17 protein-coding genes are annotated in these 17,042 nt (G+C 67.1%); 7 read left to right on the top strand and 10 right to left on the bottom strand.

The annotated features are described in order from the left end of the window. Nucleotides 1-17: 17 nt before the first annotated feature. Nucleotides 18-359: an arsenate reductase family protein gene (locus A4249_RS02865; protein ID WP_066550865.1), complete on the bottom strand. Its 342-nt coding sequence runs from the start codon at nt 357-359 to the stop codon at nt 18-20. Further along, nucleotides 359-901: a hypothetical protein gene (locus A4249_RS02860; protein WP_066550862.1), complete on the bottom strand. Its 543-nt coding sequence runs from the start codon at nt 899-901 to the stop codon at nt 359-361. The genes A4249_RS02865 and A4249_RS02860 overlap by 1 nt, the downstream gene beginning before the upstream one ends. Before the next feature lie 96 nt (nt 902-997). Between A4249_RS02860 and A4249_RS02855 the strand changes: the two genes are divergently transcribed. From A4249_RS02855 to A4249_RS02835, 5 genes are read left to right on the top strand one after another with little or no spacing between them, the layout of a single operon-like run. Then, nucleotides 998-2,248: a hydrolase gene (locus A4249_RS02855; protein ID WP_066550857.1), complete on the top strand. Its 1,251-nt coding sequence runs from the start codon at nt 998-1,000 to the stop codon at nt 2,246-2,248. A gap of 1 nt (nt 2,249) precedes the next feature. Then, nucleotides 2,250-3,257: an arginine N-succinyltransferase gene (locus A4249_RS02850; RefSeq protein ID WP_066550855.1), complete on the top strand. Its 1,008-nt coding sequence runs from the start codon at nt 2,250-2,252 to the stop codon at nt 3,255-3,257. Continuing rightward, entirely contained in the window at nt 3,254-4,669 is a 1,416-nt protein-coding gene (astD, locus tag A4249_RS02845) for a succinylglutamate-semialdehyde dehydrogenase (RefSeq protein WP_066550853.1), read from the top strand. The genes A4249_RS02850 and astD overlap by 4 nt, the downstream gene beginning before the upstream one ends. Then, a complete protein-coding gene (gene astB, locus A4249_RS02840) occupies nt 4,666-6,003 on the top strand; it encodes an N-succinylarginine dihydrolase (protein WP_066550851.1) in 1,338 nt (445 codons plus the stop codon). The genes astD and astB overlap by 4 nt, the downstream gene beginning before the upstream one ends. A gap of 7 nt (nt 6,004-6,010) precedes the next feature. Next, nucleotides 6,011-7,297 (top strand): MFS transporter, encoded by a 1,287-nt coding sequence (locus A4249_RS02835; RefSeq protein ID WP_066550847.1) that lies wholly within the window; start codon nt 6,011-6,013, stop codon nt 7,295-7,297. Between the two features lie 6 nt (nt 7,298-7,303). Here A4249_RS02835 and phhA read toward each other — a convergent pair whose 3' ends face one another. Next, entirely contained in the window at nt 7,304-8,179 is an 876-nt protein-coding gene (phhA, locus tag A4249_RS02830) for a phenylalanine 4-monooxygenase (RefSeq protein ID WP_066550844.1), read from the bottom strand. A gap of 55 nt (nt 8,180-8,234) precedes the next feature. Continuing rightward, on the bottom strand, nt 8,235-8,543 hold the full coding sequence (gene hspQ, locus A4249_RS02825) for a heat shock protein HspQ (protein WP_017504111.1): 309 nt from the start codon (nt 8,541-8,543) through the stop codon (nt 8,235-8,237). Between the two features lie 145 nt (nt 8,544-8,688). Between hspQ and A4249_RS02820 the strand changes: the two genes are divergently transcribed. Next, complete coding sequence (locus tag A4249_RS02820; protein WP_066550843.1) at nt 8,689-9,789, top strand: Ppx/GppA phosphatase family protein; 1,101 nt, start codon at nt 8,689-8,691, stop codon at nt 9,787-9,789. Here the strand turns inward: A4249_RS02820 and A4249_RS02815 are convergent, their stop codons facing one another. From A4249_RS02815 to gyrA, 5 genes are read right to left on the bottom strand one after another with little or no spacing between them, the layout of a single operon-like run. Next, entirely contained in the window at nt 9,790-10,665 is an 876-nt protein-coding gene (locus A4249_RS02815; protein ID WP_066550841.1) for a peptidylprolyl isomerase, read from the bottom strand. A gap of 26 nt (nt 10,666-10,691) precedes the next feature. Then, nucleotides 10,692-11,555 carry a peptidylprolyl isomerase gene (locus A4249_RS02810; RefSeq protein ID WP_066550839.1) on the bottom strand — a complete coding sequence of 288 codons (864 nt, stop codon included), beginning with the start codon at nt 11,553-11,555 and terminating at the stop codon, nt 10,692-10,694. 13 nt (nt 11,556-11,568) lie between these two features. Further along, nucleotides 11,569-12,054 (bottom strand): pantetheine-phosphate adenylyltransferase, encoded by a 486-nt coding sequence (coaD, locus tag A4249_RS02805; RefSeq protein ID WP_017504115.1) that lies wholly within the window; start codon nt 12,052-12,054, stop codon nt 11,569-11,571. Between the two features lie 53 nt (nt 12,055-12,107). Continuing rightward, nucleotides 12,108-12,947: an aminotransferase class IV gene (locus A4249_RS02800; RefSeq protein ID WP_066550838.1), complete on the bottom strand. Its 840-nt coding sequence runs from the start codon at nt 12,945-12,947 to the stop codon at nt 12,108-12,110. 34 nt (nt 12,948-12,981) lie between these two features. Then, nucleotides 12,982-15,759: a DNA gyrase subunit A gene (gyrA, locus tag A4249_RS02795; protein WP_082854029.1), complete on the bottom strand. Its 2,778-nt coding sequence runs from the start codon at nt 15,757-15,759 to the stop codon at nt 12,982-12,984. Nucleotides 15,760-15,881: 122 nt separating this feature from the next. Here gyrA and A4249_RS02790 point away from each other — a divergent pair, with 122 nt between their 5' ends. Continuing rightward, nucleotides 15,882-16,457: a superoxide dismutase family protein gene (locus A4249_RS02790; RefSeq protein ID WP_066550837.1), complete on the top strand. Its 576-nt coding sequence runs from the start codon at nt 15,882-15,884 to the stop codon at nt 16,455-16,457. Between the two features lie 39 nt (nt 16,458-16,496). On the opposite strand, the gene A4249_RS02785 is transcribed toward A4249_RS02790, so the two are convergent. After that, a complete protein-coding gene (locus tag A4249_RS02785; RefSeq protein WP_066550836.1) occupies nt 16,497-17,030 on the bottom strand; it encodes a DUF1003 domain-containing protein in 534 nt (177 codons plus the stop codon). Nucleotides 17,031-17,042 lie beyond the last annotated feature (12 nt).

Here is a 17,042-nt window from a genome sequence, read left to right as displayed (position 1 = left end):
CCCCGTCGGATCTGTCGCTAGAGAACCTCTAGGACCCGTTCCACGGGACGGCAGATCACGGCGCCCTTGTCGGTTTCGACGATCGGACGTTCAAGCAGGATCGGCTGGTCGATCGTTGCGGCCAGTATGGCTTCGTCATCTGCGCCGGTGTCCAGCAGAACCTTGGCGTCGGCCTCCTTCCTGCGGAGCAGGCCGGACAAACCGAGGCCGGTTCTGGACGCCAATCGCTCCAGCGTCTCGCGATCCCATCCGGTCTTCGGATATTCGACGACCGTCGGCTCGACGCCCTGCTCGCGCAGCATGGCGAGGGCGTTGCGCGACGTGCTGCATTTCGGATTGTCGTAAAGGATGACCGACATCACGCCTCCTGCTTCAAGCGATGCAGCAGCATGGCGCCCTGCAGCGACGCGACATAGATCACGCCCGACACGATGATGGCGGGCCAGGTCGTCAGGTTGATCCACAGCGGAAGGTCCGGCGATGGCAGGGTCCCCAGCAGCCGCATCCCCAGATTGGCCACCACGCTATAGGCGATCAACGCCAGCATGATGATCGGGATGGCGCGCGTCATCATGCGCCACTGAACCACCGCCACGACGCCATAGAACAGGACGGAGAAGATCGCGCCCGAGGCGATAGCGAACGGCCAGATGACCTTCATCATCTCCTGCTGCATGGCCAACTGATCCGCCGACAGACCCATCTTGGCGTACTCCGCGCTCATCGCCGTCTCGAACCAGCCCGAGGTGAACATCCACCAGGTCGGGATCAGGCCGACGATCAGGGCGATGACCAGGCCGATCACCATCGAGCGTGCCGAACGCTGGGCCTCGGCCATGCCGCGCGGCAGCTTCAGCGGGTTCATGGCGCGGAGCCAGAGGTCGATCTTGTTGCGTTGCATTGGGGCCCTCGTTTCGAGCGGAACCTAGCGGTGATCGGCGATGACTTACAGGCCCCGACCTTCACCTTTGGGGTCGAGGCGTCTAGGGTCCGGCCGATGCGGATTCTGACCTCGGACCAGGCCGTCCTCGACCACGTCGCCGCGCGACGCGAGACGATCATCGGCCGCACCATCGACTGGGCGAACATCAACTCCGGCAGCCGCAACGCCGCCGGGCTGAATGCTGTGCTGGATGTTCTGGAAGCGGCGGCAAGCGCCCTGCCCGCCCGTGTCGAACGCCTCCCGACGCAGGGTTCAACCACCGTCGCCGACGACGGATCGGTACGGACCGAGGCCCATGCCGACGCGCTGAAGATCACCGCCCGGCCGGATGCGCCGATCCAGGTCGTGCTTACTGGCCACTATGACACCGTCTTCCCCGCCGACAGCCGATTCCAGACCGTGACTACGCGCGCCGACGGCGCCCTGAAGGGGCCGGGCGTCGCCGATATGAAGGGCGGGATCAGCGTGCTTTTGGCCGCGCTGGAGGCGTTCGAAACCCATCCCGACAAACACGGCGTCGGCTGGACCGTGCTGCTGAGCCCCGATGAGGAAATCGGCTCGCCGGCGTCCGCACCGCTGCTGGCCGAACTGGGCGCGCGCGGCCATGTCGGCCTGACCTACGAGCCGGCGCTGGCGGACGGCACGCTGGCCGGCGCGCGCAAGGGCAGCGGCAACTATCATCTGATCGTGACGGGTCGCGCCGCCCACGCCGGCCGCGCCTTCGACGAAGGCCGCAATGCTGTGGCCGGCGCCGCCATCATCGCGGCCGCCCTGCACGGACTGAACGGTCAGCACGAAGGCGTCACCGTCAACGTCGCCAAGATTTCGGGCGGGGGCGCGCTGAACGTCGTCGCCGACAACGCCGTGGTGCGCTTCAACGTCCGGGTGCCGGACAAGGCGGCGGCCGACTGGATCGACGCCTCCGTGCGGGCCATCGCCGCCACGCCGCCGTTCGAGGGTCTGACGCTGGATCTGCACGGCGGCTTCACCCGTGCGCCCAAGCCGATGGACGCCGCCCAGACCGCCCTGTTCGAGGCGGTGAAGGAAGCCGGGGCCCTGCTGGGCCAGCCCATCGCATGGAAGCCTTCGGGCGGGGTATGCGAGGGCAACAATCTGCACGCCGCCGGCCTGCCCAATATCGACACCCTGGGCGTCCGCGGCGGCGACATCCATTCGGATCAGGAGTTCGCCTGGCCCGACAGCTTCGTCGAACGCGCCCAACTGAGCGCCCTGATCCTGTGCAAGATCGCGTCGGGAGAAATCGATGCGGCCAAACTGAAATCCCTGCGGATGGAAACCCTTTAGAATGCTCGTCGTCCGTCCCGCCGGCCCCGCCGATCTCGATCATCTGCTGGAACTGGCCATCCTGTCCGGCCCCGGCTTCACCAGCCTGCCTGAAGATCCCGACGCCTTGGCCGATCGGCTGGAGCTGAGCCAGGCGAGCTTCGAAGGTCGCGTGCCCTGGCAAGAGGCCTGGTACACCCTGATGCTGGAAGACGGCGACACCGGCGACATCGACGGCGTCGGCTCGGTCAAGGCGACGGTGGGGCTGAAGCGGCCCTTCTTCTCGTTCCGCGTCGTCAACAACACCGTCCAGTCGCCCTCACTAGGGGTGAAGCTGGATCATCAGACCCTGGTTCTGGTCAATGAATGCACGGGCTGGACCGAGGTCGGGTCCTTGTTCCTCAAGGCGGATCGGCGAAAGGGCGGCGCGGGCCGTCTGCTCAGCCAGTCGCGATATATGCTGATCGGCGCCCAGCCCGAGCTGTTCGCCGACAATGTTCTGGCCGAGTTGCGCGGCGTCTTCACGCCCGACGGCGCCTGCCCGTTCTGGGACCATGTGGCGCACAAATTCTTCCCGATGGAGTTCGACCACGCCGACCGGATGACCGGCTCGACCGACAAGCAGTTCATTCTGGACTTGGCTCCGCGGCACCCGATCTATGTGGAACTGCTGCCCGAACCGGCCCGCGCGGTGATCGGCAAGGTTCATCCGCAAGGCGTGCCGGCCATGGCCCTGCTGGAAAGCGAGGGCTTTAGGCCCAATGGTCTGGTCGATATCTTCGACGCCGGTCCGACCGTCGCCTGCGGCCGCGACAATATCCGAACCGTGCGCGACGCCCGGCGCCTGACGGTCCAGATCGTCGAGGGGGTTGAAGCCGAGTTGCCGGCCCTGATCTCGACCGACAGCGTCGCCGCCTTCCGCGCCGTCCGCGCCAAGGCCGATATCGACGGCGACGTCGTTCGCCTGACCGCCGAAACCGCCGCCGCGCTCAAGGTGCGCAACGGAGACCCTGTGCGAGTAAAATCATGATTCGTTTCACCTCCACCGATCCCGCCACCGAAGCGACCAACTGGGAGGGCGATGCCGCCAGCCCGGCCCAGGTCCAGGTCGCCGTCGACGCCGCCCGCGCCGCCTTCCCCGCCTGGGCCGATGCGCCGCGCGCCGACCGGATCGACGCGGTGAAGCGCTATCAGGCCGTCCTGAAAGATCGCGCGCCCCAGATCGCCGAGGCCATCGCGCGCGAGACCGGCAAGCCGCTTTGGGAGACCAAGACCGAAGCCGCGGCCATGATCGGCAAGGTGGACATCTCGATCCGCGCCTATGACGAGCGTACCGGCGAACGGACCAGCGACACGGCGTTCGGCCGCGCGACCCTGCGGCACCGTCCGCACGGGGTTGCGGCGGTGCTTGGCCCGTTCAACTTCCCCGGCCATCTGCCGAACGGCCATATCGTCCCCGCCCTGCTGGCGGGCGACACGGTCGTCTTCAAGCCGTCGGAAGAAACGCCACTGGTCGGTCAGGTGATGGCCGAAGCCTTCGCCGCCGCCGATCTGCCCACCGGCGTGGTCAATGTGGTCCAGGGTGGGCGTGAGACGGGCGCGGCCCTGCTGGACGCCGGCATCGACGCCCTGATGTTCACCGGATCGGGCGCGGCGGGCGCGCATTTCCGCAGGAAGTTCGCAGACGATCCGCACGTCATCCTGGCGCTGGAGCTGGGCGGCAATAACCCGCTGGTCGTGTGGGACGCGGCCGACGCCGAAGCCGTCGCGGGCATCGCGGTTCAATCCGCCTTCATCACCACCGGGCAGCGCTGCTCGTGCGCGCGTCGTCTGATCGTGCCGGAAGGCCCGCAGGGGGATGCGATCATCGAAGCCATCGCCGCCCTGTCCGACCGGCTGATCTTCGGCCCGTGGGACAGCGATCCCGAACCGTATGCCGGCCCGCTGATCTCAGCGCGCGCGGCCGAGGCGGCGCTGAAAGCCTTGCAGGAACGGATCGACATGGGGGCCAAGGTCATCCGCGCCTCGGGGCCGGTCGCCAACCTGCCCGGCGCCTTCGTCAAGCCGGCCATCATCGACGTGACGGGGGTCGACGTGCCGGACGAAGAGATGTTCGCCCCCTTCCTGTCTGTGACGCGCGTTGGCTCGTTTGACGCGGCGATCCAGGCGACGAACGCGACCCGCTACGGCCTGTCCGCTGGTCTGGTCAGCGATGATCCGAAGAACTGGGACCACTTCATCCGCCGTATCCGGGCCGGCGTGGTCAACTTCAACCGCCCGACCACCGGCGCCGCCGGCGATATGCCGTTCGGCGGCCTGGGGGCCAGCGGCAACCACCGCCCCAGCGCCTATTACGCCGCCGACTATTGCGCCTATCCGGTCGCCAGTTTCGAGGCCGACGCCGTCGCCAACATCGAAGGCGAGATCAAGGGATTGCGATGATCAGCGCTGTCGAGGCCAACGCCGACGGTCTGATCGGGCCGACCCATTCCTACGCCGGTCTGTCTCCGGGCAATCTGGCGTCCAGCCTGAACAAAGGCGAGGCGTCCAACCCGCGCGCGGCCGTGCTTCAGGGCCTCGACAAGATGAAGACCCTGGCGGACCTGGGCCTGCCCCAGTTCGTCCTGCCGCCGCATGAGCGGCCGAACATTCCCTTCCTGCGGACCCTGGGGTTCGCCGGATCGGACGCCCAGGTCCTGGAGCGGGCCTGGCGGAGCGCGCCGTCGTTCGCCGCCGCCGCCTGTTCGGCCTCGCCCATGTGGGCCGCCAACGCCGCGACCGTGACGCCCAGCGCCGACGCCGCCGACGGCCGGGTGCATTTCACGCCGGCCAATCTGCACACCAATCTGCACCGCAGCCTGGAGCACCGGCAAACGAAGCGCGCGCTGGACGCCCTGTTTGCCGACGCCAGCCGGTTCGCCGTCCATGACGCCCTGCCCGCGGTCGCGCATCTGGCCGACGAAGGCGCCGCAAACCACGTTCGCCTGTGCGCCCAACATGGCGGTCGCGGCGTCAATCTGCTGGTCTGGGGTCGCGAGGCGTTCGAGCCTTGGGACGGCCCCTTCCCCGCCCGCCAGACGCGCGAAGCGTCGGAAGCCATCGTCCGACGACACGAAGCCGGACGGCCGGTCCTGGCCCAGCAATCCCGCGCCGCCATCGCGGGCGGCACCTTCCACAACGACGTCGTCTGCGTCGGGGCGCTGGACACCTTGTTCTTCCACGAGTTGGCGTTCGAGGACACGGCCGCAACCCAGGCCGCCATTCGCCGCGCGGCCGATGGTCTGTTCGAACCGATCTTCGTTGAGGTCTCGGCCGCCGACCTGCCCCTGGCCGATGCGATCTCGAGCTATCTGTTCAACTCCATGCTGATCCAGGTTCCGGGTGAGGATCGCCTGACCCTCATCTGTCCGACCGAGACGCGCGACAACCCGCGCAGCCATGCGGTGGCGCAAGCTTTGGCCGCCTCCAACGGTCCGATAGGCCGGGTCCATTACGTCGACGTGCGCCAGTCGATGCGCAACGGCGGCGGACCGGCCTGCCTGCGCCTGCGTGTCGTGTTGACTGAGGCCGAGCTTGCGGCGACGAACCCGGCCATGCGCCTGACCGACGAACTGCATGCGCGTCTGTCGGACTGGGCCGGGCGCTGGTACCGCGACGAACTGCGCCCCGCCGATCTGGCCGACCCCGACCTGCTCACCGAGAGCCGGGGCGCGCTGGACGAACTGACGACGATCCTGAACCTCGGAACCGACTTCTACCCCTTCCAGAGAGGCTGATCCGGCCATGACGACCACAGCGCCCATGAGCCCCGCCCGCCGATTGAGAAATATCGTCGGCGGATCGGCCGGCAATCTGGTGGAGTGGTTTGACTGGTACGCCTATGCGGCCTTCACCCTGTATTTCGCGCCCGTCTTCTTCCCCAGCGAAGACCCGACGGCGCAACTGCTGAGCGCCGCGGCCGTCTTTGCGGTGGGCTTCCTGATGCGGCCTATCGGCGCATGGATCATGGGGGTCTATGCCGACCGCAAAGGTCGCAAGGCGGGGTTGACCCTCTCGGTGACCCTGATGTGCACGGGCTCGCTGATCATCGGCGTGACGCCCGGCTATGCCACCATCGGCCTGGCGGCGCCGGCGCTGCTGCTGTTCGCACGGCTGTTGCAGGGGCTGAGCGTCGGCGGAGAATATGGATCCAGCGCCACCTATCTGTCCGAAATGGCTGAGCCGCATCGCCGGGGCTTCTGGTCCAGCTTCCAGTACGTCACCCTGATCTCGGGCCAGTTGATCGCCCTGCTGCTGTTGATCGTGCTGCAGAACACGCTCAGCGAGACGGCGCTGGCTTCTTGGGGCTGGCGCATTCCCTTTTTCGTCGGCGCGGGCCTGGCGGTCGTCGTTTTCTGGCTGCGTCGCCGGCTGGACGAGACGCATAAGGCGACCGAGGCCAAGGACGCGCCGAAATCCAGCGCCGTGCAGCTGATCCTGAAACACCCGAAAGAGGCCTTGATGGTGCTGGGCCTGACGGCCGGCGGCACCTTGGCCTTCTACACCTACACGACCTACCTCCAGAAGTTCCTGGTCAATACAAGCGGGTTTTCCAAGAACACGGCGACCGAGATCAGCGCGGCGGCCTTGTTCATCTTCATGCTGCTTCAGCCGGCGGTCGGCGCGCTGTCGGACAGGGTGGGACGGCGTCCCGTGATGATCGCTTTCGGCGTGCTGGGGGTGTTGTGCACCGTACCAATTATGACGACCCTATCGACGGTCGAGAGCCCTTTCGTCGCCTTCCTCTTGGCGTTGGCTGGGCTGGTGATCGTGTCGGGCTACACCGCGATCAATGCGGTGGTGAAGGCCGAGCTGTTCCCCGCCCACATCCGTGCCCTCGGCGTTGCTCTGCCCTACGCCATCGCCAATGCGGTGTTCGGGGGCACGGCGGAATATGTGGCGCTGTGGCTGAAGGGCGTGGGCGTCGAGAGCGTCTTCTTCTGGTACGTCACCGGCATGATCGGGCTGTCGCTGCTGACCTTCATCCGCATGCGCGACACCAAGCACAACAGTCTGATCACCCATACCTGACGCCGATCAGGCCGCGAACCGCCCGCCGCGCTGGGCGTAGGCCTGGGTGCCGCGGGTGAAGACCTCGTCGGTCGGCAGGACGGTTTCGATAGCGAGATCGTCCTTGCCTTTCAGCGCCGCATAGACCGGGCCGAAGTCCTTGAGCGTCTCGTCTTTCAGAGCTTCCAGGCTGTCGATGACGAAATAGACCTGCTGGAAGTCGTCGATCCGGTACAGGGTCCGCATCACCCGCTCCAGGTCGAACCCCAGGCGGTTGGGCGACGGATCGGCCAGAGCAAAGACGCTCTCGGTCGCCGAGGAGACGATGCCGGCGCCGTAGATGCGAAGGCCGTCCGCCTCCTTCATCAGACCAAACTCGACCGTGTACCAGTACAGGCGCGCCAGGTTCGGCAGCATGCCCAGGCTGGCCGCCCGCTGCCCGCCCTTGCCATAGGCCTCCATATAGGCGGCGAAATCGGGGTCGGTCAGCATCGGCACGTGGCCGAAGACGTCGTGGAAGATGTCGGGTTCTTGGAGGTAGTCCAGTTGGTCCGGCTTGCGGATAAACTGGCCCGAGACGAAGCGGCGATTGGCCAAGTGATCGAAAAAGACCTCGTCCGGCACCAGGCCCGGTACGCAGACGACCGTCCAGCCGGTCAGGGCCTGGAGCTTGGGATTGATCACGTCGAAGTCGGGAATGCCGCCGGCGTTGAGGTCCAGCGCGTCTAGTCCCCGCATGAAGGCGTCGCAGGCGCGACCAGGCAGAATCTTCATCTGCCGGGCGTAAAGCGTGTCCCAGGTCTGGTGCTCGACCTCGGTGTAGGCGGCCCAGTTCTGGGGAATGGTCCAGTCGGCGGCCGCGCCCTCGGGCGGCTTTTCGAAGACGTGTTCGAAGTCGGACATGGCGTATTCCTCTTTTGCCGCCATCCTAGCCCGGAGCCGCCACGGCTTCCAACCGTCAGTGCAGACGTTCATCCAGCGGTGCGTGGTGGCCCATGCCGTCGGTGGTGAACCACCGCTCGGCGTCGTCGGGCAGCAGCACGGAATCGCCATCTTCGAGAGCGCCCTCGGCGGCGTAGGCGACAAAGCCGCCATCCTCGCCCAAGGCGAAGACGCGGTAGAAGGGCTGGTCCGGCCTGACCAGACCGCTTTCACCGGCCGGTCCCTCATAGGCGTGATCGACATCCATCACGACGCCACGAAAGGCGTCGTCGCGGTGGCGGACGATCTGGCCGATAGCGAAACGTGCGGTCTGAATGCGGGTCATCGCACTTCATACGATTCAGCGCATGACCCCAATGCCTGCCGGTCTGTTCATCTTCCTGACAGAATGGCTTGGCGCGGACGATCTTGGCGGGTTAGGCTGACCAGGACGGGCGCCGCTTTGGACCGCCCACAATGGATGACGGCCCATGCCGGAGACCCACGGCGCGCCTCGACGGCGCGACGAGCGGTCCCAGCCTTCCCGTTCGCGGGATGCGTCGGGTCGAGATGCGCCGCTGTATGGCGCGCTCGATCTGGGGACCAACAATTGTCGGCTACTGATCGCGCGACCGTCACGCGAAGGCTTTCGCGTGGTCGACAGCTTCAGCCGCATCGTGCGGCTGGGCGAAGGGCTGTCGCGGACGGGCCTTTTGGACCCGCGCGCCATGGACCGGGCCTATGACGCCCTGGCCCTGTGCGCCGAGCGGATCGTGCGCAAGGGCGTCGACTCGGCGCGATTGAGCGCCGTCGCCACCCAGGCCTGCCGCGCGGCCGAGAACGGCGTCGACTTCATCGACCGGGTACGCAAGGGCACGGGTCTGCGTTTGCGGATCATCGATCCCGCCGAGGAGGCGCGGCTGGCGGTCGAGGGATGCCTGAATCTGATCGACCCCAAGGCCGAGGCTGTGCTGGTCATCGATGTCGGCGGCGGCTCGACCGAGATGTCGTGGCTGAAACGCAGCGGAAGCGACTGGACGACCACCGCCTGGATGTCGGCGCCGGTGGGGGTCGTGACCTTGGCCGAGCGGCATCCCGAGCCGCCGAACTCCGGCGAGGCCTGGTACGAGGCGATGGTCGCCGACATGGGGGCGGCCATTGCGGCGGGTGGGATCGTCGACGAACCGATGCTGGACCTGTTCCGGCAGAACCGGGCGCATCTGGTCGGCACCTCGGGCGCAATCACCAGCCTGGCGGGCATCCACCTGAACCTGCCGCGCTACAATCGCGACCGGGTCGATGGCTTGTGGATGACGCGCGCCGACTGCGAGGCGGCGGCGGATCAGCTGAAGGCGCTGGGGCCGGACGGCCGTGCGCGCGAGGCCTGCATCGGTCCCGATCGGGCGGACCTCGTTTTGGCGGGCGCCGCCATCCTGGAGGCCGTGCAACGCGCCTGGCCGTCGGAGCGGGTGCGGGTCGCGGATCGCGGCCTGCGCGAAGGCCTGCTGCTGCAACGGATGCGCGAGGACAAGAAGCCGCCGAGGGGACGGCGTCGTCGGCGAGGACGGGGGCGGCCGGCCTCCGCCGCCTGATCAGGCGGCGGGCGTGACGCGCACCGGTAGTTCGATGTCGCAGACCGAGAAATCCGCGCCACGCGCCTGGCGCGCCTGCTGCGCCAGGGTCTGGAAGGTGGCGGAGTTGGTGTTGAGCACGGCGGCCGTCGGACGTTCGGCTGCGGGCAAATCCGACGCCACGCGGACGCGGGTCATCTGATCCGGTCCCTGGACCAGACCATCCGGCGTGTCGCTGGCCTTTAGCGATCGCACGATGTCCAGACCGGACACGACCCGGCCCCAGACGGTGTAGCGCTTGTCCAGCGCTGGATAGGCCTGACGCATCAGGAAGAACTGGCTGTTGGCGGTGTCATTGCCCTCGTCACGCGCCATGCCCGCGACGCCCGGGCAATATAGCGCCCAACCGTGGACCTTCTTGTCGCTGGTGCCGGACATCAGGGCGTCGGGCTGGGTCTGGACCGGGATAGAATCGACGAAACCGACCAAGGCGCCGACCGGGGCCGCCACCGGAGTGAAGGCCATGTCCGCGCCACGGCGGAAGGTGAACTCGGCCTTCAGGTCGGGATACCAGCTCTGCCCCTCGCCCGTGCCCAGCGGATCGCCGGTCTGGGCCATGAACCAGTCGATCACCCGGTGCCAGACCAGGTTGTCGAAGAATCCGCGCGACGCCAGCAACTTGATGCGTTCGACATGGGCGGGCGCTATCTCGGGCGCCAGTTCGACCAGAACCCGCCCCTTGTTGGTGTCGATGACCAGCAGGTTCTCGGGCGCGATGGTCCTCCATTCACCGGGCGGCGGCGGAGGCGCGGGAACGGCGGTCGCGTCTTGCGCCAGGGCGGCGCCCGCCGTGGCAGCCAGCACGGCCGCCGCCATCGCCATCGTTCGTATCGTCATCGTCCCCTCCCCCGTTTGCGAAAGCCTCAGCCGCCTGTCACTTCGGCGACCGGCTGAACATCGCAGACGCTGAAGGCGGCGCCGCGCCCGGCGCGCGCCGTGGCGATCCGTTCTGCGAAGGCGGCGCTGCCGGCGTTCAGGACGCGCACGGTCGGACGTTCGGCTTCGGGCAGGGCCGAGGCCATGCGGACGCGGGTCATGGTGTCGGGATCGGTCACCTTGCCGTCCTCGGCGTCCGAACCCTTCTTCAGCTTGCCGACCACATCCAGGCCGGACACCACCCGGCCGAAGGCGGTGTAGATGCCGTCCAGCTGTTCGCGCGCGCCCATCATCAGGAAGAACTGGCTGTTGGCGCTGTCAGGCGAACCCGAGCGGGCCATGCCCAGCACGCCGGGACAGAACAGGCCGTGGGCGTCGACCTTGAAGTCGGCGGTGATCATCATTTGGGCGTCGGGTTGGGTCTGGACCGGCAGATCGCCGACCAGACCGCGCACGCCCGCGCCGACGCTGGGCACCGCGACGAAGCCGGCGTCGCGTCCACGACGGAAACTGAACTCGGCCTTCAGGTCCGGCAACTCGCTGCCGCCTTCGCCCGTGCCCTTCGGATCGCCAGTTTGCGCCATGAAATCAGGGATGACGCGATGGAACTTCAGACCATCGTAGAAGCCTTGGTTGGCCAGGGTGCGGATGCGTTCCGCATGGTTGGGCGCGGCGACGGGGATCAGTTCGACCAGCACCCGCCCCTTCGACGTATCGATAACCAGCAGGTTTTCCGGCGCAATGGTCCGCCAGTCGGACGCCGCCGGCGCCGTTTGCGCCACAGCCGGGGCCTGGGCCGCGCCGGCTGCAAGAAGGGCGGCGACGGTCGCTGCGATGATGGCCTTACGCATGGTCTTGTCTACCCTAACCGTTCTTGACCTTGGCCCGCACGCGCTCGGCGATGGCGGGGCTGACGAAACTGTCGATCGCGCCATCCAGTCGAGCGATCTCCTTGACGAGGCGCGAGGCGATCGCCTGATGGCGCGGATCGGCCATCAGGAATACGGTCTCGATGTCCTGATTGAGGCGCTGGTTCATGGCCGTCATCTGGAACTCGTATTCAAAGTCGGCGACGGCGCGCAGACCCCGGATGATGACGCTGGCGTCCAGCTCTTCGGCGAAATGCATCAGCAGGGTCGAAAACGGCTGGACCACGATGTCGCCGCCGAGGGGCGCCATCTCGGCCTTCAGCATCTCGACCCGCTCGGCGGTGGAGAACAGCGGCCCCTTGTCATCGTTCTGGGCCACGCCGATGACCAGCCGGTCCACCAGCTTCAGCGCGCGCTTGATGATGTCGGTATGCCCGTTCGTCACCGGGTCGAAGGTGCCCGGATAAAGTCCGATGCGCATGCGTGTCTCCCCGGCCTGTCGCGTGGCGTCAGCGTCGTTTAGCAGGTGCGAAATCAGCGGCCTAGCCGGCTGACGCCATCGTCATCGTCACGAGCCGCGATGGGCTGGGGCGCCTGCGCGCTCCAGGCCGCTTCGACCTTGGCCAGCAGGACCGGATCATTGGCGAAGGCGACATCGTCGATGGCGGTGATCGGACAGACGGGCGTGGCGCTGTTGCACAGAAAAGCGCCGTCGAAGGCGCCGATCTCGTCGAGACGGATCGGCCGCGTTTCACTGGTCAGCCCGATCTGGGGCAGCCCGCGCGTGATCAAGGCCTGGGTCACGCCCGCCAGCATTGGGGCCTGGGGCCAGACGATCCGGTCGCCTTGGACGAAGCCGATGTTCCACAGCGTGCCTTCGGTGACCCGCCCTTCGCCATCCACAAACAGGGCGTCGCCAAACCCGGCGGCGCGCGCGGCGCGGCGCGCGCGAATCAGGCCGAAGGTGGCGAGATGCTTCAGATGCGGCGTCTCGCGCTCATAGGGCATCGCGGTGAGCCGCACTAGGGTCGCCAGCGGCGGCGGCGCTGGGGAGACACTGGTCATCACCTTCGGTCGGCCGACGTAGCTCGGGTCGCGATGAGCGATGTCGGGCGAGAACAGGCTGACGCGCAGCCAGCAGGCGTCTCGGCCGGCGACTCCCAACGCCATCAGACGCCGAAACTCCGCCTCGCCGGGGCTTTCGCCGAACAGTTCGACGGCGGCCTGCTCCAGACGGGCGAGGTGGAGGTCGAGGCCGCGCGCGGCGCCATCCTCGACGCGGAAGGAGGTGTAGGCGCCGTAGTTGACCAACGCCTGGTGCGCCAGGTCGTCAGGCGTGGCGGGAAGGCCGTCGATCAGAATCGTCGCGCTCAAACGACCCTTCCCTGCTCTGCTGCGCGGAGGCGGATCAGGCCTCGCTGCCTTCTTCTCCAGCGACATCCGCATCGTCCGCGCCGCCGCTTTCCGGCAGACGTTCAACCGAGACAACCTTTTCATCCTTGCCGGTGCGGAAGATGGTGACGCCCTGGCTGGAGCGGCCGACGATGCGGACCTGGTCGATGCGCGTGCGGATCATCTGACCGCCCGAGGTGACCAGCAGCAGGTCGTCCGTCTCCTCGACCGGGAAGGCCGCCGCCAGACGCGTGCCGGCGCGACCGCCCAGGCCGTGGGCGGTCAAACCCTGGCCGCCACGACCCGTACGACGATACTCATAGGCCGAGGATCGCTTGCCGAAGCCGGTCTCGGTGACCGTCAGGATGAACTGTTCGGCGGCGCCCAGTTCGGCGATCCGCTCCACGGTCAGAGCCGCATCCGCGACCTCGTCTTCAGCCTCGACCGGGGCCGCGGCATCCTCTTCCGCTTCCGCGCCGGCCAGGGCCTTGCGCATGGCGTTAGCGTGTTTGACGTAGGCGGCGCGTTCTTCCGGCGTCGCGTCCACACGGCCCAAGATGGCCATGGAGATGACCTCGTCGCCGTCCTGCAGCCGCACGCCCCGGACGCCGGTCGAATCTCGCCCCTTGAAGACGCGCACGTCGTCGGCCTTGAACCGGATCGCGCGGCCCAGCGCCGTCGTCAGCAGCACGTCGTCGTCGGCCGTGCACAGGCCAACGCCGACCATGCGGTCAGAGCCTTCCAGCTTCATGGCGATCTTGCCGGCGCGGTTCACCGTGGCGAAGTCCGACAGCTTGTTGCGCCGCACGTCGCCCGAGCTGGTGGCGAACATGATGTCGTAGTCGCCCCAGGTCGTCTCGTCCTCGGGCAGAGGCAGGACGTTCATGATGCTGTCGCCCGGCTCGATGGGCAGCAGATTGACGAAGGCCTTGCCCCGCGATTGCGGATTGCCCAGCGGCAGGCGCCAGGTCTTGAGCTTGTAGGCCTTGCCGTTCGTGGCGAAGAACAGGACCGGCGTGTGGGTCGAGGCGCTGAACACGCCGGTGATGGCGTCCTCGTCCTTCATCGACATGCCGCTGCGGCCCTTGCCGCCGCGGTGCTGGGTCCGATAGGCGTTCAGCGCCACACGCTTGACGTAGCCGCCGTGGGTGACGGTGACGACCATGTCCTCGCGCGGGATCAGGTCCTCGTCCTCCATCTCGCCGTCGCCTTCCCCGATCAGGGTACGGCGCGGAACGGCGAACCGGTCCTTCACGTCGATCAGGTCATCGCGGATGATGGCCAGGACGTTCTTGCGGTCCGACAGGATGGTCAGGTGGCCCTGGATGGTGTCGGCCAGGCCGTGCGCCTCGCCGAAGATGTCGTCGCGGCCGAGCCCCGTCAGGCGCGACAGGGTCAGAGCCAGGATGGCCCGGGCCTGTTCGTCGGTCAGACGGATCTTGTCGCCCTCGACGATGACAGTGCGCGGGTCGGCGATCAGCTCGACCAGGGCCATCATGTCGCCCACGGGCCAGGCCTTGGCCTGCAGCCGCTCGCGCGCCTCGGTCGGATCGGCCGAGGAGCGGATGATGTGGATCACCTCGTCGATATTGGCCACGGCGACGGCCAGACCGACCAGGACGTGGCCACGGTCGCGGGCCTTATTCAGCTCGAACTTGACGCGGCGAACGACGACTTCCTCGCGGAAGTCGAGGAAGATCTGCAGCAGTTGGCGCAGGCCCATCTGCTCGGGTCGGCCGTGGTTCAGCGCCAGCATGTTGACGCCGAACGACGACTGCATGGCGGTATAGCGCCACAGCTGGTTCAGGATCACGTCGCCGGACGCGTCGCGCTTCAGCTCGATCACGATCCGCATGCCTTGGCGGTCGGATTCGTCGCGAACGTCGGAAATACCTTCCAGCCGCTTCTCGCGCACCATTTCGGCGATGCGTTCGATCAGGGTCTGTTTGTTGACCTGATAGGGCAGTTCGGTGACGACGATGGCCTCGCGGTCCTTGCGGATCTCCTCCACCGAGGCGCGGCCGCGCACGACGACCGAGCCACGACCGTCGCGCAGGGCGTTGCGCGGCGCGGTACGGCCCATGATCTCGCCGCCGGTCGGGAAGTCCGGGCCGGGCACGATGTCCAGCAGGGCGTCGTCGGTGACGTTCGGATCATCCAGCAGGGCCAGGGCCGCATCGACGACCTCGCCCAGATTGTGCGGCGGAATGTTGGTCGCCATGCCGACGGCGATGCCGCCCGCGCCGTTGACCAGCAGATTGGGAATCCGGCTCGGCAGAACGACCGGCTCCAGCTCCTTCTCGTCGTAGTTCGGCTGGAAATCGACCGTGTCTTTGTCGATGTCGGCCATCAGGGCGACGGCGGCCGGGGCCATCCGGGCTTCTGTGTAACGCATCGAGGCGGGCATATCGCCGTCGACCGAACCGAAGTTGCCCTGGCCGTCGACCAGCATCAGCCCCATCGAGAATGGCTGCGCCATCCGCACAAGGGCCATATAGACCGAGGCGTCGCCGTGGGGGTGGAACCGGCCCAGCACGTCGCCGACCACGCGGGCGCACTTCGAATAGCTGCGCTCCGGCGTCATGTTCAGGTCGTGCATCGAATACAGGATGCGCCGATGCACCGGCTTCAGGCCGTCACGCGCGTCAGGCAGCGCCCGCGAGACGATCACGCTCATGGCGTAATCCAGGTACGAACGCTTCAGTTCGTCCTCGATCGTGATCGTGGAAATGTCGGAGCCGCCGCCCCGGCCGTTGATCGGAGATGCGGCGTTTTCGTAGCTGTCGTCGGTCAATGAAGCGTGGCTTTATGCGGCCGGAATCGGAACGTGATCCGCTGTGACGATTTCTAGCATTCCAGGGGCCCGGTGGCAAAGCGACGTCGCCGTGAAAGCCCGTCTCTGAAAGGACTTTCCATATGCGCGTCCATACGCTCGCCGCCGCCCTTCTGATCGCCTCGCCGCTGGCCCTGACCACGGCCTGCGCCGCCACCGGCAACGCCCCGAAGGCCGCCGTCGACCGCGCGCCGGTTGGCGCGACCGGCCAGGCGGTCCTGATCAACGCCGCAGGCGCCAACATCGGTCGCGTCGATCTGCGTCAAGGACCGACCGGCCTGCTGATGAAGATCGAGGCTTCGGGCCTGACGCCCGGCTGGCACGGCATCCACATCCATGCGACCGGCGAATGCGCCGCGCCCTTCACCTCGTCCGGGGCCCACATCAACCACGGCGAGCCCAAGGCCCCGCACGGTCTGTTGAACGCCGCCGGGCCGGACGACGGCGATCTGCCCAACGTCTGGGCCGGTGAGGACGGCAAGGTGAACGCCGAGCTGTTCACGACCCGCGCCCGGATCTCGTCCGAAGGCCCCGGCCAATGGCTGTGGGACGCCGACGGCTCGGCCATCATCATCCACGCCAACCCCGACGACCATTCGACCCAGCCCATCGGCGGCGCCGGCGACCGGGTGGCCTGCGCGGCGCTCAGCGCAAGCTAAGTCTTTTTAAGGCACGGAAGATGGCCCGCTGGACACCGTTCAGCGGGTCTCTTTTTGTGCGAGCAGACGGCGGATCAGTTCGGTCTGCTCCTCTTGCCGTGCGGTCAGGTGTTCGACCTTTTCCAGCAGAGCCATGATCTCGATCTCGGCCTTCAGATTGACTTGATAGTCATTGCCCGCGTCCAGCCGATCCTTTGACGCTTGGCGGTTCTGGCTCATCATGATGACCGGCGCCTGAATCGCCGCCAGCATCGACAGGACCAGGTTCAGGAAGATGAAGGGATAGGGGTCGAAGGCTTCCTTACGCAGCAGCAGGTTCAGCCCGGTCCAGATCGCCAGGAAGACGCCGAATGCGATGATGAAGGGCCATGAACCGCCGAACGCCGCAACCCGATCGGCCAGCCGCTCTCCAAAGGTCTGACGGTCATCGAAAGTCTCGTTGATGTCTTCGGACACAGGGCGACGATCGGCGGTGCTCTGAACCACCACGGCTTCGTTCGCCGCAAGATCGTGCTTCGCCTTGCCCAGCCAGCGGCGGGAAACGTGGTCGGCGTCGAGGGGGGCGTGGTGCATGACGGGCTCCTG

The organism is Brevundimonas sp. GW460-12-10-14-LB2, assembly GCF_001636925.1.
Classification (GTDB): Bacteria; Pseudomonadota; Alphaproteobacteria; order Caulobacterales; family Caulobacteraceae; genus Brevundimonas; species Brevundimonas vesicularis.
This window is presented reverse-complemented; position numbering and strand designations above follow the sequence as displayed.

Bases quoted from the DNA above. Each gene is read 5' to 3' on its own strand.
- A4249_RS02865 (WP_066550865.1), bottom strand. From the start codon at position 359: ATGTCGGTCATCCTTTACGACAATCCGAAATGCAGCACGTCGCGCAAC.
- A4249_RS02860 (WP_066550862.1), bottom strand. From the start codon at position 901: ATGCAACGCAACAAGATCGACCTCTGGCTCCGCGCCATGAACCCGCTG.
- A4249_RS02855 (WP_066550857.1), top strand. From the start codon at position 998: ATGCGGATTCTGACCTCGGACCAGGCCGTCCTCGACCACGTCGCCGCG.
- A4249_RS02850 (WP_066550855.1), top strand. From the start codon at position 2,250: ATGCTCGTCGTCCGTCCCGCCGGCCCCGCCGATCTCGATCATCTGCTG.
- astD (WP_066550853.1), top strand. From the start codon at position 3,254: ATGATTCGTTTCACCTCCACCGATCCCGCCACCGAAGCGACCAACTGG.
- astB (WP_066550851.1), top strand. From the start codon at position 4,666: ATGATCAGCGCTGTCGAGGCCAACGCCGACGGTCTGATCGGGCCGACC.
- A4249_RS02835 (WP_066550847.1), top strand. From the start codon at position 6,011: ATGACGACCACAGCGCCCATGAGCCCCGCCCGCCGATTGAGAAATATC.
- phhA (WP_066550844.1), bottom strand. From the start codon at position 8,179: ATGTCCGACTTCGAACACGTCTTCGAAAAGCCGCCCGAGGGCGCGGCC.
- hspQ (WP_017504111.1), bottom strand. From the start codon at position 8,543: ATGACCCGCATTCAGACCGCACGTTTCGCTATCGGCCAGATCGTCCGC.
- A4249_RS02820 (WP_066550843.1), top strand. From the start codon at position 8,689: ATGCCGGAGACCCACGGCGCGCCTCGACGGCGCGACGAGCGGTCCCAG.
- A4249_RS02815 (WP_066550841.1), bottom strand. From the start codon at position 10,665: ATGACGATACGAACGATGGCGATGGCGGCGGCCGTGCTGGCTGCCACG.
- A4249_RS02810 (WP_066550839.1), bottom strand. From the start codon at position 11,555: ATGCGTAAGGCCATCATCGCAGCGACCGTCGCCGCCCTTCTTGCAGCC.
- coaD (WP_017504115.1), bottom strand. From the start codon at position 12,054: ATGCGCATCGGACTTTATCCGGGCACCTTCGACCCGGTGACGAACGGG.
- A4249_RS02790 (WP_066550837.1), top strand. From the start codon at position 15,882: ATGCGCGTCCATACGCTCGCCGCCGCCCTTCTGATCGCCTCGCCGCTG.
- A4249_RS02785 (WP_066550836.1), bottom strand. From the start codon at position 17,030: ATGCACCACGCCCCCCTCGACGCCGACCACGTTTCCCGCCGCTGGCTG.